Here is a 15,021-nt window from a genome sequence, read left to right as displayed (position 1 = left end):
CTGGGTCACACTCCAGTCAGATCAGCTTCAGCTCGGTGACCGCGGCGCGCTCGGCAACCAACTCGGCGGTGCTCTTGTCGATCCGGCCGCGGGAGAACTCGTCGAGCTCCAGCCCCTGCACGATCGACCAGTTGCCGCCGGAGGTGGTCACCGGGAACGACGACACGATGCCCTCCGGCACGCCGTAGGAGCCGTCGGAGTAGACGGCCATCGACACCCAGTCACCGTCCGGGGTGCCCAGCAGCCAGGAGCGGGCGGCGTCGACGGTGGCCGAGGCCGCCGAGGCGGCCGACGAGGCGCCCCGCGCGTCGATGATGGCCGCACCGCGCTTGGCGACGGTCGGGATGAAGTCGTTCTCGATCCAGTTCTGGTCGTTGACGACCTCGGCGGCGTTGCGGCCGCCGACCTCGGCGTGGAAGATGTCCGGGTACTGGGTGGCCGAGTGGTTGCCCCAGATCGTCATCTTCTTGATGTCGGTGACCGGGGCACCGGTCTTGCGGGCCAGCTGCGAGATGGCACGGTTGTGGTCCAGGCGGGTCAGCGCCGAGAACCGCTCCTTGGGGATGTCGGGGGCGTTGCTGAGCGCGATCAGCGCGTTGGTGTTGGCCGGGTTACCGGTCACGCCGATGCGGACGTCGTCGGCGGCAACGGAGTTCAGCGCCTTGCCCTGCGCGGTGAAGATCGCACCGTTGGCCTCCAGCAGATCGCTGCGCTCCATGCCCGGGCCGCGCGGCCGCGCACCGACCAGCAGGGCCAGGTTCACGCCGTCGAAGATCTTGTTGGCGTCCGCCCCGATCGCGACGCCGGACAGCAGCGGAAACGCGCAGTCGTCGAGCTCCATCACCACGCCCTCGAGCGCCTTGAGCGCGGGCTCGATCTCGAGCAGCCGCAGTTCGATCGGGCGGTCGGGCCCCAGCAGGGAGCCGCTGGCCAGGCGGAACAACAGGCTGTAGCCGATCTGACCGGCGGCACCGGTGACGGCGACCTTCAGAGGAGTTGCGCTCACGTCGAATGGCTCCTTATGGAGAGGCGTTTTGCTTCGGGTCGAAACTAGCGCACCGTTGCTAGCCGGAAACCTCCGGTCCGACGCTGCCGCGAGGTCGGGGTCGCCCGTCGCGCAAGCGTGGCCATCGCGCGCCGTTTCATCCGGCGTTTTAGCTGTACGCGTAGCATTGAGCACCGCTCTGCCACACCTGCGCCGGGATTGGAGGTTCGAGGTGTTCGAGGCTTTCGACTCGCTGCCGGAGGCGCTACGCACGATCGCGCACGAGCCGCGTCCCGAAATCGAACACCCCGAGCCCCACGAGGCCCTGGTCGACTGCGGGGTGTATGTCGCCGGCCACCGGCTGCCCGGCAAGTTCAGCTACACGGCCGCGTGTAGCAAGGTGCACCAGATCGAGATGCTGGGGCATGAGGCGTTCGTCTGGGTCGGCCTGCACGAGCCCGACGAGGTCCAAATGAAGGAAGTCGCCGACGTTTTCGGGCTGCACGCGTTGGCCGTCGAAGACGCGGTGTGCGCACACCAGCGACCCAAGCTGGAACGCTACGACGACACGCTGGTGCTGGTGCTCAAGACGGTCCAGTATGTCCCGCACGAATCGGTCGCGCTCGCGCGCGAGATCGTGCAGAGCGGTGAGGTGATGGTCTTCGTCGGCAAGGACTTCGTGGTCACGGTCCGCCACGGCGAACACAGCGGGCTGGCCGACGTGCGCAAGCAGATGGAAGCCGAGGGCGAACAGCTGATGCTGGGCCCCTTCGCGGTGATGCACGCGATCGCCGACCACGTCGTGGACCACTACCTCGAGGTGACCCGGCTGATGGAAGCCGACATCGACAGCATCGAGGAGGTCGCGTTCGCGCCGGGCCGCGGGCTCGACGTCGAACCGATCTACATGCTCAAGCGTGAGGTCGTCGAGCTACGCCGCTGCGTCAACCCGCTGTCCAACGCATTCCACCGCATCCAGGTGGAGAACAAGGACGTGATCTCCAAGGAAGTGCGGCGCTACATGCGCGACGTCGGCGATCACCACTCCGAGGCCGCCGACCAGATCGCCGGCTACGACGACATGCTTAACTCGCTGATACAGGCGGCGCTGGCCCGGGTCGGCATGCAGCAGAACAGCGACATGCGCAAGATATCGGCCTGGGCGGGTATCGTCGCCGTGCCCACCATGTTCGCCGGCATCTACGGCATGAACTTCGAGTTCATGCCCGAGCTGAAGTGGCACTGGGGCTACCCGGCGGTGGTCAGCGTCATGGTCGCCTTTTGCCTGCACCTGTACTTCCAATTCCGCAGGAACAACTGGCTTTAGCCCGCTGTCGGCTCGATCTCAATTCGGTTGTGCCGCACGACGATTCAGGTCCATCACGTCGATGCCGTCGCTGTGCCAGGCCTGGCGCATGGCCTCGGCGCCCTTGAGCCGCACCCACGCCGCCTCGGTCGCGGTGATCGGCGTCGCCGACAGAAAGGTCACCGGGTCGCGTGGCGGTTCCAGCGGCAGATCGGCGATGTCGCTGCGGCCCAACAGCACGGCCGTGCAGGGCACCCGCCACGGTCTTGTGGAGGCCCACTCCCACAGCGGCGCGCCGAGATCGATCAACGCGTCGGGAACGAGCACAACCCCGTCGACGGCCGGCGAGGTCGCCAGTACCGCCAGGCTGCGGGCAATTCCGGTGGCCGGCCCGGGATCTCGCAGACAGAGTGTGATTTCGGCGCGCGGCCCACGCTGCGGGTCGACGACGATCTCGGTCAAGTCGCCCATCGGGTGGCGTGCGCACCCCAGCGACACGTATTGCACCAAACCGTCTTTCGCGCGGAAGCGCAGCACCTCCATGGGCTCGGTGCCCAGGAACGTCACGCTCGCCGAATCGGGTTCGCCCCACTGCCCTGTCGTCGCGAAGTGGTCGCGCAGGTGCGCCCGCACCTGGTCCAGGATTTGGGTCACTGCCCGGCGGGCATGGTCAGGTTCACCCCGGAATCGGCGTCGAACACGACGAGTTTCGCGATGTCGAAGGCCAATTCGACGGACTGGCCGATGGTGGCCTTCGACTCGGCGGGAACCCTTGCCACGAATTGGTTTTCGGCGATCTCCGACTCCGCGGCGAGTTCGTCGAGCTGCGCGGCGTGCACGGGGGCGCCCGCGGTGGTGAAGTACACGTACTTGTCGGCCCCCAGCGATTCGACCAGGTCGACCTTCACCTCGAAGGTCGTCGCGGTGATGCGCTGGTAGCCGTCGATCAACGCGGCGTCGGCCAGGTGCTCGGGCCGCACCCCGACGATGACGTTGTCGGGTTTCGGGTGCTGCCCGATCACGTCCTGGACGTCGGGGGCCAACATCACCTCCCCGAAGGGCAGCGTAAGCCCGGACGAGGTGAGGGTGGCGGGAAAGAAGTTCATCGGGGGCGAGCCGATGAATCCCGCGACGAACAGATTGGCGGGGCGTTCGTAGAGTTCCGCGGGCGTGCCGATCTGCTGGGCCACACCGCCGTGCATCACCACGACGCGATCCCCCAGCGTCATCGCCTCGGTCTGGTCGTGGGTGACGTAGACGGTGGTGGTGCCCAGCCGGCGCTGCAACCGGGCGATCTCGCCACGCATCTGCACCCGCAGCTTGGCGTCCAGGTTGGACAGCGGCTCGTCCATCAGGAACGCCTTGGGATGGCGCACGATGGCCCGGCCCATCGCGACCCGCTGCCGTTGCCCACCCGACAACTGGGAGGGCTTGCGGTCCAGAAGCTCGCTCAGGTCAAGGATTTTCGCCGTCTCCTCGACCTTCTGCGCGATGTCGGCCTTCTTCATCTTGGCCAGCGTCAGCGGGAACGCGATGTTCTGCCGGACCGTCATGTGCGGGTACAGCGCATAGGACTGGAACACCATCGCGATGTCGCGGTCCTTCGGCGCCTTCTCGTTGACCCGTTCACCGCCGATGCGGAGCTCACCCGAGGAGATATCCTCAAGGCCGGCAATCATGTTCAGCGTGGTGGTCTTGCCGCAGCCGGACGGGCCGACCAGGATCAGGAACTCGCCGTCGGCGATGGTGAGGTTCAGGTCGCGCACCGCCGTATGCCCGTTGGGGTAACTCTTGTTGACGTGCTCCAGCACAATCTCGGCCATCGCGCTATCCCTTCACCGCCCCTGAGGTCAACCCGGCGAGAATCCGTCGTTGGAAGATTAGAACAAAGGCGATGATCGGCACCGTGATCACGATGGCCCCGGCCGCGATCGATCCGGTCGGCTCCTCGAATTGCGAACTGCCGGGGAAGTTCGCGATCGCCACCGGCGCGGTGATCGCGGCCTTGGTGGCGGTCAGCGACAGCGCCAGCAGCAGGTCGTTCCAGGCGAAGATGAACACCAGGATCGCCGCGGTCACCAGTCCGGGTGCCGCCAGCGGAACGATGACCTTGCGGAAGGCTTGCCCCGGCGTGGCACCGTCCATCTTGGACGCCTTCTCCAGATCCCAGGGGATCTCCCGGAAAAATGCCGACAACGTGTAGATGGCCAGCGGCAACGCGAAGGTGATGTAGGGCAGGATCAGCCCGGGCCAGGTATCGAAAAGCCCTACAGCGCGCTCGATTTCGAACAGCGGGGTGACCAACGAGATCGCCGGGAACATGGTGATCAGCAGCGTGGCGCCGATCAGCAGCCGCTTGCCGGGAAAGGTCAGCCGCGCGATCGCGTAGGCCGCCATCGCGCCGAGGACCACCGCGATCGCGGTGGCGATCAACGCGATTCCGATGGAGTTGACCAGCGCCGACGTGAAGACGTCGCCGCGGAAGATGCCGCGATAGTTGTCCAGGGTGACCGACGACGGAATCAGCTTGCCGTCCCGCACCATTGACGTCGGCTTCAGCGACAGGCTGAGAATCCACAGCACCGGCAGCAGCGCGTACACCACGACCACCGCATCGATGGCGACCCACATCGCGGTGCGACGCGCGCCGGATTCAGCGCCCATCGACGTCACCGCCCGGGGCTGATTCAAGTTGGTGGCCACCGAACACTTTGATGAAGACCAGCGCGATGATGCCCACGCACACGAAGATCAGCACGCTGATCGCCGAGCCGAGGCCTACGTCGAAGCCTTCAAACAGGTTGTCGTAGCCCAACATCGACACCGAGCCGGTGTTGTTGCTGCCCTCGGTCAGCACGTAGATGTTGTCGAAGATGCGGAACGCGTCCAGGGTGCGGAACAGCAGCGCGACCACCACGGCCGGCTTGATGATCGGCAGCATGACCCTGGTCAGCCGCCGCCAGGCACCGGCGCCGTCGACCTGCGCGGCCTTGAGCAGATCCTCTGGCACCAGCGCCAACCCGGCCAGCAACAGCAGTGACATGAACGGCGTCGTCTTCCAGACCTCGGCGAAGATGACGACGCCCAGCGACGGAATCTGTTCGGTCAGCGGCGCTTGAGGAAATCCCGACAGGTGCGGCAGCAGGTTGGCCAGGTAGCCGGTGCCCGGCGTCCAGGCGTAGTACCAGCTGTACGCGGCGACCACGGTCACGATGCCGTATGGCACCAGCACCGCGGTACGAACCACGCCCCGGCCGATCAGGGTGTGATGCATCACCAGCGCGAGCGCCAGCCCGAGCACGAACTCGAGCGACACCGCAATGACCGTGATCGCCAGCGTCACCGCCAGCGCCGTCCACCAATACCGGTCGGTCAGGATCGTCTGGTAGTTGCCCAAACCGATGAATCGGGTGTCGTTCGGGGTGGCCAGATTGTTGTGCTGCAGGCTCAGCCAGATCGCGTAGCAGATCGGATAGGCCGTCACCGCCAGCATCAGGGTCGCGGCGGGCGCCACCAAGACGAAGGCCAGTCGCCGCTCGGGCGGGCGGGTCACGGCAACAGCCCCTTCCCCTCGATCGCCTTTTTCACTTGCACGGCGAGCTCGTCGGCGGTGCGTTCCGGGTCGATCTCGGTGATCGGGCTCAACGCCGCCGCCAGCCGGATCGACACCGCTTGGTAGGCCGGCGTCGCCGGGCGCACCGCGGCGTCGGTCAGCTGCTGGCGAATGATCGTGTGCATCGGATACTTGACCTGGAATTGCGGGTCGGAGTAGACCGAGGTGCGCACCGCCGGCAGGCCGCCGGCGATCGAGATGTACTTCTGGTTCTGCGGGCTGCGCAGGCACCTGATCGCGTCGAACGCTTCGGCCTTGTGCCGAGTGGTGCCGGCCACCGCGAGGTTCAGCCCGCCGATCGTCACCTTCGCCGGACGCCCCGGCACCACACCGGGGTAGGGGGCGAAGCCGAACACCGACTGGGCGGCTTGATACGCGATGCGGAATTGCTCGTCGCTGGGCACGAAGCTGCCGAACTGGTTGATGCTGCCGGCCAGGGCCGGATTCTGGTTCAGCGGAAGGAAATTCACGCCGCCCTTGACCGCGTTTTCCAGCATCGACGCCAGGACGTAGGGCCAGTTGACTTCCAGCGCGGCGTTGCCCTGCTCGACGGCCAGCCGCGCCGTGCTGGAGTCGCTGCGGTCGATCGACGGGTCGGCTCCGGGCGCGGTGGCCACCGCCTTGAGGATGCGCAGCGCGCTGACGGTGGCGGCCCGGTGCGCGGGAGTGTCGGTCAGGGTGACGTGCTTGCCGTCCTCGGAGAGCACCTGGCCGCCGGCGCTGACCAGCAGCGTGTTGAACCACACCACCAGCCCCTCATCCTGGCTGGCCTGTACCGCGATCCAGCTGGGCTTACCGGCGGCGTGCAAACTGGCCACCTCGGCGACCATGCCGTCCCAGTCGTGCGGCGGCTGATGCACCAAATCTGGCCGGTACCAAAGCAATTGAGTGTTCGTCGTGAGAGGTGCGGCATACAGCCGGTGTTTCCAGCCGGCGGTGGCCAGCGGGCCCGGCAGCGTGTCGGCGGCGGCGTCGGCCTCGGCTTGACCCGCCGGGTCGTCGGACAGCGGCAACACCCAGCCCGCTTCGGCGAACTCCGCTGTCCAGATGACGTCCAGCGACATCACGTCCAGCGTGCGGTCACCGCCCGCGAGCCGGCGGGCGTACTGCAACCGCTGCGCGCCGGGGGCTCGGGGCAGGCTGACGTGCTGCACGGTGTAGCGGCCCCCGGCCTGCTGGGTGCAGCGGTGGGCGACTTCGGCGAACGTCGCGCCGTCGGCGGCCGGGGTGTAGAAGGTGACCACCAGCCCGGTGGGGCCGGACCCGCAGCCGGACAGCGCGGTGGCCAGCGCCGCCAGCACGACTGCACCTACTCGGCGCACCCGCCCGCGGCGACTCACCGCCAAGCTGCCGTCAGATCGCCAGGCGCGGCAAGCAGATCCCGAGCTTTCTCGGCATTCTGCGGATCGCAGAGTACGTCGTAGCGCCCGGCGACCAATTGCATGGTCGAGCTGAAATCCCTGGTGCCGCGGGCCATCGAGTACGGAACAGCCGAGGTGATCAAGCCGAAGAACACTCCGGCGACCAAACCGGTGGCCAGCGCGCCCCACGGGTTCGGGCTGAAGAAGCCGAGCACCAACCCGATGAACAGCCCGAGCCAGGCCCCGCTGAGCACCCCGCCACCGAGCACCTTCGGCCACGTCAGCCGGCCGGTCACCCGTTCCACCTGCATCAGGTCGACGCCGACGATGGTGACCTGCTGCACCGGGAACTGCTGCTCGGACAAATAGTCGACCGCGCGCTGCGCCTCGGCGTAGGTGGGATAGCAGCCCACCGGCCAGCCTTTGGGCGGCGTCGGCAACTGCGGTACACCGCGCCGGCCCGCGCTCGCGCCGCTGGGCGTCGAGCCGGGGACTTGGCCAGGCTGGAAAGGACTAGTCATCAGGCTCATTCTGCTACGCCGTGGCGGTCGTTTCACCTCGGCCCTACCACCGTGGCGGGGCGGCCTGCAGGCTAGGTTGAACAGCATGACAGCTCCCGGCGGCGACAGCGGCGAAGACGCCGCACGGGCGGGGAGTGACGAGAACCACGAGCAGCCGGGATGGGCGGCCGCCTGGGAGTCCCCCGCAGCGCCACCCCCCACGCAATATCCGGAATATCCGCCCCCGCCCTACCCGCCGCCCGGCTGCCCACTCGACTACCCGCGGTTCACCCCGCCGTTCGGCTACCAGCAGCCGCCCGGTGCCCCGCCCTACCCGCCAGCCGGTGGCCCGCCACCGGGCTACGGTCCGCCGCCATATCCCGGCGGCTACTACCCGGACTATCCGGGTGATCACTGGTCGCCCGAGGCGGTCCGCTCGGGCACTAACCCGATGGCGATCGCGGCGCTGATCTCGTCGTTCACCGGCTTGTTCTGCTGCATCGGCGGCATCGCGGCCATCGTGCTGGGCACCATCGCGCTCGACCAGATCAAGCGGAGACGTCAAGAGGGCTACGGCATGGCCATCGCCGGCATTGTGATCGGCGTCGCGACCCTGCTCGTGGGTTTGATCGTGATGATTTTTGCGGTGCATTTCCATTAGGGGGGCGCGCCAGAGCCGGTTGGCTGCCATCGCGCGAACGGCTGCTTAGGCTTTCTCCCATGGCATCGGTCAACAGGGTGTACGTGGCGCGGCTGGCGCGGATGTTTGTGTTGGGGCCGATGGGCGAAAACTTCGGCCGCATCCGCGATGTCGTGATCAGCATCAGCATCGTCCGCCAGCAACCGCGGGTGCTGGGCCTGGTGGTCGATTTGGCGACCCGCCGCAGCATCTTCATACCGATCCTGCGGGTCGCCGCGATCGAGCCCAGCGCCGTGACGCTGAACACCGGAAGCGTGTCGCTGCGCCACTTCGAACAGCGTCCGGGCGAGGTGCTGGCGATCGGTCAGATCCTCGACACTCCCGTCACGGTCAACGACCCCGAACTACCGGAGCTGCTCGGCCGCGAGGTGGTGATCACCGACCTGGGAATCGAGCAGTCCCGGACCCTCGACTGGCTGGTGACCAGGATCGCCGTGCGCAGCCAGCGTCGACTTGGACGGCGCGGCCCGGCGCACGTGGTCGACTGGCAAAGCGTGCACGGATTGACACCGTCGGCGCTGGCGATGCCGGGCCAGGCGGTGGCGCAGCTGCTCAACCAATTCGAGGGGCGCCGCGCGGTCGACGTGGCCGACGCCATCCGCGGGCTGCCGGCCAAGCGACGCACCGAGGTGTTCAAGGCCCTGTCCGACGAGCGATTGGCCGACATCCTGCAGGAGCTGCCCGAGTCGGAACAGGCCGACGCGCTGGCGCACCTGGGCACCGAGCGCGCGGCCGACGTGCTCGAGGAGATGGATCCCGACGACGCCGCCGACCTGCTGAGCGAGCTGAACCCGACGGATGCCGAGCTGTTGCTGGCCCGGATGCATCCCGACGAATCCGCCCCGGTGCGACGGCTTTTGAAGCACTCGCCGGACACCGCGGGCGGGTTGATGACGTCCGACCCGGTGGTGCTGACCGCCGACACCACGGTGGCCGAAGCGCTGGCGCTTGTCCGCGATCCCGACCTCACCCCCGCGTTGTCGTCGATGGTGTTCGTCACGCGCCCGCCCACAGCCACGCCCACCGGGAAGTACCTGGGCTGCGTCCCGCTGCAGAAGCTCCTTCGCGAACCGCCCAGTGAGTTGGTCGGCGGCATCGTCGACAGTGATCTGCTCACCCTGACACCGGAAACCCGACTGGCCTCGGTGACCCGCTACTTCGCCGCCTACAACCTGGTGTGCGGACCCGTCGTCGACGACCAGCGCCACCTGCTCGGGGCGGTCACCGTCGACGATCTGCTCGACCACCTACTGCCGCACGACTGGCGCGCACAAGCCCAAGAGCTGACCGCCGCCGTCCGAGGCACCGAAGCAACTGAGGGGGCCTCGTGAGCAAATCGGCGCCGGTGCGGCGGCTGTACACCCCGCGGACATCGCGTGGGCTGTCACTGCGCGTGGACCCCGAGGCGGTCGGCCAGAGCACCGAGGCCATCGCGCGCTTCTTCGGTACCGGCCGCTACCTGCTGCTGCAGACCGTCGTGGTGGTCGTCTGGATCGCGATCAACCTGACCGCGGCGAGCCTGCGCTTCGACCCCTACCCGTTCATCCTGCTGAACCTGGCCTTCTCCACGCAGGCCGCCTACGCCGCGCCGCTGATCTTGCTGGCCCAGAACCGTCAGGAGAACCGGGACCGGGTCGCCCTCGACGAGGACCGTCGCCGGGCCGCGCAGACCAAAGCCGACACCGAGTATCTGTCCCGCGAGCTGGCCGCCCTGCGGCTGGCGATCGGTGAAGTGGCCACCCGCGAATACCTGCGCGACGAGCTGGACGAACTGCGGGCCCTGCTGACCGGACCGGACCGCCAAATCCCGCTGGAGGAGCCGCCGGCCCGGCGGTGAACAGCTGGTCCCGACCACTAAGAGATCCCCGTGAATACCGAATCCGCCATTGCTCCACTCCCGTCACAAGAGTTATGTATGGTGATCTAGTTCACGAGGCTAAGAACAGGTTCCGGCAGCTCACAGGGTCTCCGGCGGCCCACATACTTAGGACGGTGGAGTGCGCATAGGCGGTCGCTTGGGTGCCCGGCCGGCCGTCGCGGCGGTGCGGAAGCTGAGGCTTCCGGTATCTCGGGCACAGGCCTTCAGCGTCGCGGTGATCAGTCCGCTGGTGTTCGCGGGTGCCGTCGGCGCCACGCCCGAGCCGCTCCGGGGTCAGGCAAAGAGCCCCATCCCGTCGCTGCACGCGGTCATCACCCCGGTCGCAGCCGTGTCGCCCTCCGTCCCCGACCTGTCCGGACCCGTGGTCATCGCCATCGACCGGGCGCCGACCGCCTTTCACGTCGCCGCGGGCGCCTCCTCGGCCCCGCCGCCGAGGGTGGTGAATGCGCCTGGCGCGCTGGGCATTCCGATGATGGCGCTGACCGCGTACCGCAACGCTGAACAGAAGATGAGCGTGTCCGACCCGGCCTGCGGCGTCAGCTGGAACCTGCTGGCCGGAATCGGGCGCATCGAGTCCGGGCATGCCGGCGGCGGTGCCGTCGACGACCGCGGCACCGCGGTCACCCCGATCTACGGCCCGTCCCTGGACGGCACGTTGCCCGACAACGAGGTCGTCATCTCCAGCAGCGTCGGCAACCGCGTCACCTACGCCCGCGCGATGGGGCCCATGCAGTTTTTGCCCGGCACTTGGGCGAAGTACGCCTCCGACGGTGACGGCGACGGCGTCGCCGACCCGCAGAACCTGTTCGACTCCACGCTGACCGCCGCCCGCTACCTGTGCAGTGGCGGTCTCAACCTGCGCGACCCGGCGCAGGTGATGGCCTCGATCCTGCGCTACAACAACTCGACGGCCTACGCCCAGAACGTGCTTGGCTGGGCCGCGGCCTATGCCACCGGCGTGGTTCCGGTTGATCTGCCGCCGATCACCGGCCCGCCGCCCCCGCTCGGCAACGCCCACGACGAGCACCCCGAGGGCCTCGGGCCGGGCCTGCCGATCAACATGATCGGCCTGCCGCAAGACGACCCGATGGCGCGGATGCCATTGATCGACTTGACCGGTCAGCCGCAGCAGCTCAACCCGACCTCGCCGATGTTCCCCTGGATGACGCCGCCGCCGAGCCAGGCGCCGACGATCGGGCACATGCCCGGGTGCACGGTGATCTGCATCAGCTCGCAAACCCCGCCGCCGGGTGGGCCGCAGCTGGGTCCGCAGCCGTTCCCGCCGCCACCGTTCGCGCCGCCGCCCGCACCGTTCGCGCCACCGCCGCCGCCGAACGCCCCGCCCTGGGCGCCTCAGGCACCGCCGCCACCGGCGCCGCCGCAGCCCGCGCCCGCTCCGGCCGGCTGACGCCTGCCACCAGCCCGATCGCCGGGCCGCCTACACTCGGCGGTGATGTCCGGTCATGACTCCCCCGATCTGAACGCCGCCGTTCGCGCCGCGCTGGGCAAGGTGATCGACCCCGAATTGCGGCGTCCCATCACCGAACTCGGCATGGTCAAGAGCATCGACATTGCGCCCGACGGCGGCGTGCACGTCGAGATCTACCTGACCACCGCCGCATGCCCCAAGAAGACCGAGATCAGCGAGCGCGTCGGCCAGGCCGTCGCAGACGTCCCCGGTACCGGGGTGGTGAAGGTCAGCCTGGACGTGATGAACGACGAGCAGCGCACCGAGCTGCGCAGGCAGTTGCGCGGCGACGCCAGCGAGCCCGTCATCCCGTTCGCCCAGCCCAACTCGCTGACCCGGGTCTACGCGGTCGCGTCCGGGAAGGGCGGCGTCGGGAAGTCCAGCGTCACGGTCAATCTGGCCGCCGCGATGGCCGCCCGCGGACTGTCGGTCGGCGTGCTCGACGCGGACATCCACGGCCATTCCATCCCGCGGATGATGGGCACCACCGACCGGCCCACCCAGGTCGAGTCGATGATTCTGCCGCCGATCGCCCACGAGGTGAAGGTCATCTCGATCGCGCAGTTCACCGAGGGCAACACCCCGGTGGTGTGGCGCGGGCCGATGCTGCACCGCGCGTTGCAGCAGTTCTTGGCCGACGTCGACTGGGGTGATCTGAACGTGCTGCTGCTCGACTTGCCGCCGGGCACCGGCGACATCGCCATCTCGGTGGCTCAGCTGATCCCCAACGCCGAGATCCTGGTGGTGACGACGCCGCAGCTGGCCGCCGCCGAGGTCGCCGAACGCGCCGGCAGCATCGCGCTGCAGACCCGGCAGCGCATCGTCGGCGTCGTCGAGAACATGTCCGGGCTGGTCCTGCCGGACGGCTCGACCATGCATGTCTTCGGCGAGGGCGGCGGCGAGCAGGTCGCCGAGCGGCTGTCCCGCGCGGTCGGGGCCGACGTGCCGCTGCTGGGTCAGATCCCGCTGGACACGGCGGTGGTCGCCGCCGGTGATTCGGGTGTGCCGATCGTGCTCAGCGCACCCGATTCGTCGGTGGGCAAGGAACTGCGCGGCATCGCCGACAAGCTGTCGTCGCGAAAGCGCGGCCTGGCCGGCGTGTCGCTGGGCCTGGACCCGACGCGCAAGTAAGACCGGCCGGTCACTCGCCGCGAGCGTAAACGGGCAGCGACTCCGGGTCGCGAAATTCGCAGTGTGCTTACGCTCGCAGCGCCGAAGGGCGCCCCACGATCAGGTGGCGTCGGTGTCGAACGGCGCCGGGCCGGGCTGGCCGACCCCGAACGTCGGGTTTCCGTTCGGCGTCGACGACTGCGGGGTCCCGTTGACCGGCCGCTCGAAATTGCCGGTGAACAGCGAATCGTCGCCGTCCCGCAGGTGTTTGGTCAGCGCCGCGCGCGGCGTCATGCCCCGCAGTTTCTGCAGCTCGCTCAGCGGGCCGCGCAGGTCGTCGAACTCGGGGCCGATGTCCTCGCGCAGCTGGTTGGTGACGCCGCTGAGGTAATCGCGGGCCTGGCGCAGCGCGGTGGAGGTCCAGCGAATCGCGCCGGGCAGCCGTTCCGGGCCGAGGATCACCAGCCCGACCACGACGAGGACGAGCATCTCCCCCCAACCCACGTTGGCGAACATCAGCCGCCGTCGGCGTCGGGTTTGACGGTCAGGGTGACGTTGCGGCCGCCGCGGACCACCTCGACCGGGGCGTCGTGGCCGATCGTCAGTTGGCGCACGGCGACCACGAATTCGTCGGCGTCGGCGACCTTGCGGTTACTGACCTTGACGATGACGTCGTTCTCCAGGATGCCGCCCCGTTGCGCGGGGCTGCCCGCCTTCACGTTGGCGACCTGGGCGCCGGCCGCGATCGAGTTGCTCACCGAGCGGGTGCTGACGCCCAGCGTCGGGTGCACGATCTTCCCGTCCTTGATCAGCGTCTGCGCCACCGACTTGACCTCGTTCACCGGGATCGCGAACCCGAGCCCACTTGCGCTGTCGGACAAGGACTTTCCTGCGGTGTCGATGCCAATCACCTGGGAGTCCATGTCGATCAGCGGGCCACCGGAGTTGCCGTGGTTGATCGAGGCGTCGGTCTGCAGGGCGTCGATGACGGTGTCGGTGTCGGAGCCCTCGCCGGACAGCGGGACCGGGCGGTGCAGGGCGCTGATGATGCCGTGCGTCACGGTGCTGCGCAGGCCCAGCGGTGCACCCGCGGCGAGCACCTCGTCACCGACGCGCACCTTGTCGGAGTTGCCGAGTCGCGCCACGCTGAGGTTGTCGACGTTGTCCACCTTGAGCACGGCCAGGTCGGTCTTGGGGTCACGACCGACGAGGTTGGCGGGCACCTCCTTGCCGTCGTTGAACACCACGGTCGTCTTGAACTGGCTGGGGTTGTTGGCGGCCTCGGAGATCACGTGGTTGTTCGTGACGATGTAGCCGCGCCCGTCGATCACGACGCCGGAACCCTGCATGCCTTCCTGTTCGCTCTTCGACTCGATGGTCACCACCGAATTAGCGGTCGCCGCAGCCACTTTGGCGAAGCGGCCCGCCGGTTCTTCGGTGTTGTTGTTGGTCGACAACGTGACCTTGGAGGTGGTGAACGCCTCGACGACCTCGGCGGTCTTGTTGCCGATCAGCCCGCCGACGGCGCCGATGGCCAGCGCGATGACGAACAGGACGGTCAGGGCCAGGTAGGACACCTTCTTGCCGAATAAAACGTCGCGCACGCCCAGCTTGCCGGCGTACCCCGACGGCGTGTGTGCCGCGGTGGGGGCGACGGCCGGGGTACCCAGTGCGGCCGCCGCGGCCGGGTCGCGCCACGGATCGTCGGCCTCGTCCTCGTCGAAACCGTTCTGCTCGGCCGCCAGCGCGGTGGCGTCGATCGGGTGGCGCTGCAAGGTCTCGGTGCCGCCGGCGGGCTTGCTGAAGGCCTCCTCCAGCACCGGGTCGCGGCGTTGATCCTGCGGAGTGAACTCGCCTTGGTCCCGGTACTTCGACGGGCGCACCCACTCCGCGACGAACGATCCCCGCAGCCCGGCGGGGCGGCCGAAGGCTTGACGGGCCGCGGGGTCGACCGGCGGCCGGGAAATGGGGCGCGGCGCCAGGCGGTTGGCTCCGTTGTCGCCGCCGTCTTGCCCTTGCTGGGAGTCTTGGTCGGAGCTCATGAATCCTCTACTTGAGTGCTAGAAACGGCCTCGCACAGGGCCCCGGTCCAGGGCGAG

14 protein-coding genes and 1 pseudogene are annotated in these 15,021 nt (G+C 68.3%); 6 read left to right on the top strand and 9 right to left on the bottom strand.

Annotation, left to right across the window (positions count from 1 at the left end):
• Positions 1-16: 16 nt before the first annotated feature.
• Positions 17-1,006, bottom strand: coding sequence for a malate dehydrogenase (locus T428_RS0103290; RefSeq protein ID WP_025735343.1), 990 nt, complete (start codon positions 1,004-1,006; stop codon positions 17-19).
• 211 nt (positions 1,007-1,217) lie between these two features.
• On the opposite strand from T428_RS0103290, the gene corA reads away from it, so the two are divergent.
• Complete coding sequence (gene corA, locus T428_RS0103285; RefSeq protein WP_025735342.1) at positions 1,218-2,312, top strand: magnesium/cobalt transporter CorA; 1,095 nt, start codon at positions 1,218-1,220, stop codon at positions 2,310-2,312.
• An 18-nt stretch (positions 2,313-2,330) separates the two neighbouring features.
• Here the strand turns inward: corA and T428_RS0103280 are convergent, their stop codons facing one another.
• From T428_RS0103280 to T428_RS0103255, 6 genes are read right to left on the bottom strand one after another with little or no spacing between them, the layout of a single operon-like run.
• On the bottom strand, positions 2,331-2,945 hold the full coding sequence (locus tag T428_RS0103280; RefSeq protein ID WP_025735341.1) for a suppressor of fused domain protein: 615 nt from the start codon (positions 2,943-2,945) through the stop codon (positions 2,331-2,333).
• On the bottom strand, positions 2,942-4,114 hold the full coding sequence (locus T428_RS0103275; protein ID WP_025735340.1) for an ABC transporter ATP-binding protein: 1,173 nt from the start codon (positions 4,112-4,114) through the stop codon (positions 2,942-2,944). The genes T428_RS0103280 and T428_RS0103275 overlap by 4 nt, the downstream gene beginning before the upstream one ends.
• Before the next feature lie 4 nt (positions 4,115-4,118).
• Complete coding sequence (locus T428_RS0103270) at positions 4,119-4,955, bottom strand: carbohydrate ABC transporter permease (protein ID WP_025735339.1); 837 nt, start codon at positions 4,953-4,955, stop codon at positions 4,119-4,121.
• A complete protein-coding gene (locus T428_RS0103265) occupies positions 4,945-5,844 on the bottom strand; it encodes a carbohydrate ABC transporter permease (RefSeq protein WP_025735338.1) in 900 nt (299 codons plus the stop codon). The genes T428_RS0103270 and T428_RS0103265 overlap by 11 nt, the downstream gene beginning before the upstream one ends.
• Positions 5,841-7,244 carry an extracellular solute-binding protein gene (locus T428_RS0103260; RefSeq protein WP_025735337.1) on the bottom strand — a complete coding sequence of 468 codons (1,404 nt, stop codon included), beginning with the start codon at positions 7,242-7,244 and terminating at the stop codon, positions 5,841-5,843. Before T428_RS0103260 ends, T428_RS0103265 begins: the two co-directional genes overlap by 4 nt.
• A complete protein-coding gene (locus T428_RS0103255) occupies positions 7,241-7,786 on the bottom strand; it encodes a YflT domain-containing protein (protein WP_025735336.1) in 546 nt (181 codons plus the stop codon). The genes T428_RS0103260 and T428_RS0103255 overlap by 4 nt, the downstream gene beginning before the upstream one ends.
• Positions 7,787-7,871: 85 nt before the next feature.
• On the opposite strand from T428_RS0103255, the gene T428_RS0103250 reads away from it, so the two are divergent.
• From T428_RS0103250 to T428_RS0103230, 5 genes and pseudogenes are all read left to right on the top strand, one after another.
• Complete coding sequence (locus tag T428_RS0103250; protein ID WP_425411979.1) at positions 7,872-8,426, top strand: DUF4190 domain-containing protein; 555 nt, start codon at positions 7,872-7,874, stop codon at positions 8,424-8,426.
• A gap of 59 nt (positions 8,427-8,485) precedes the next feature.
• Positions 8,486-9,794, top strand: a pseudogene (locus T428_RS0103245) (magnesium transporter MgtE N-terminal domain-containing protein); the annotation flags it as partial.
• A complete protein-coding gene (locus T428_RS0103240; protein WP_025735333.1) occupies positions 9,793-10,302 on the top strand; it encodes a DUF1003 domain-containing protein in 510 nt (169 codons plus the stop codon). The pseudogene T428_RS0103245 and the gene T428_RS0103240, both read left to right, overlap by 2 nt.
• Positions 10,303-10,462: 160 nt before the next feature.
• Entirely contained in the window at positions 10,463-11,752 is a 1,290-nt protein-coding gene (locus tag T428_RS25355) for a lytic transglycosylase domain-containing protein (protein WP_084298593.1), read from the top strand.
• A 45-nt stretch (positions 11,753-11,797) separates the two neighbouring features.
• Positions 11,798-12,943 carry an Mrp/NBP35 family ATP-binding protein gene (locus tag T428_RS0103230; protein WP_025735565.1) on the top strand — a complete coding sequence of 382 codons (1,146 nt, stop codon included), beginning with the start codon at positions 11,798-11,800 and terminating at the stop codon, positions 12,941-12,943.
• A 99-nt stretch (positions 12,944-13,042) separates the two neighbouring features.
• Here T428_RS0103230 and tatB read toward each other — a convergent pair whose 3' ends face one another.
• The gene (gene tatB / locus T428_RS0103225) at positions 13,043-13,438 is read right to left on the bottom strand and encodes a Sec-independent protein translocase protein TatB (protein WP_025735332.1); all 396 of its coding nucleotides are present in this window, start codon (positions 13,436-13,438) and stop codon (positions 13,043-13,045) included.
• Positions 13,438-14,964: a serine protease HtrA gene (htrA, locus tag T428_RS0103220; RefSeq protein ID WP_025735331.1), complete on the bottom strand. Its 1,527-nt coding sequence runs from the start codon at positions 14,962-14,964 to the stop codon at positions 13,438-13,440. The genes tatB and htrA overlap by 1 nt, the downstream gene beginning before the upstream one ends.
• Positions 14,965-15,021 lie beyond the last annotated feature (57 nt).

The sequence above is a fragment of the Mycobacterium genavense ATCC 51234 genome (assembly GCF_000526915.1).
GTDB classification, from domain to species: domain Bacteria; phylum Actinomycetota; class Actinomycetes; order Mycobacteriales; family Mycobacteriaceae; genus Mycobacterium; species Mycobacterium genavense.
The sequence above is the reverse complement of the archived record's forward strand: the minus strand, read 5'-3'. Positions and strand labels throughout refer to the sequence as shown.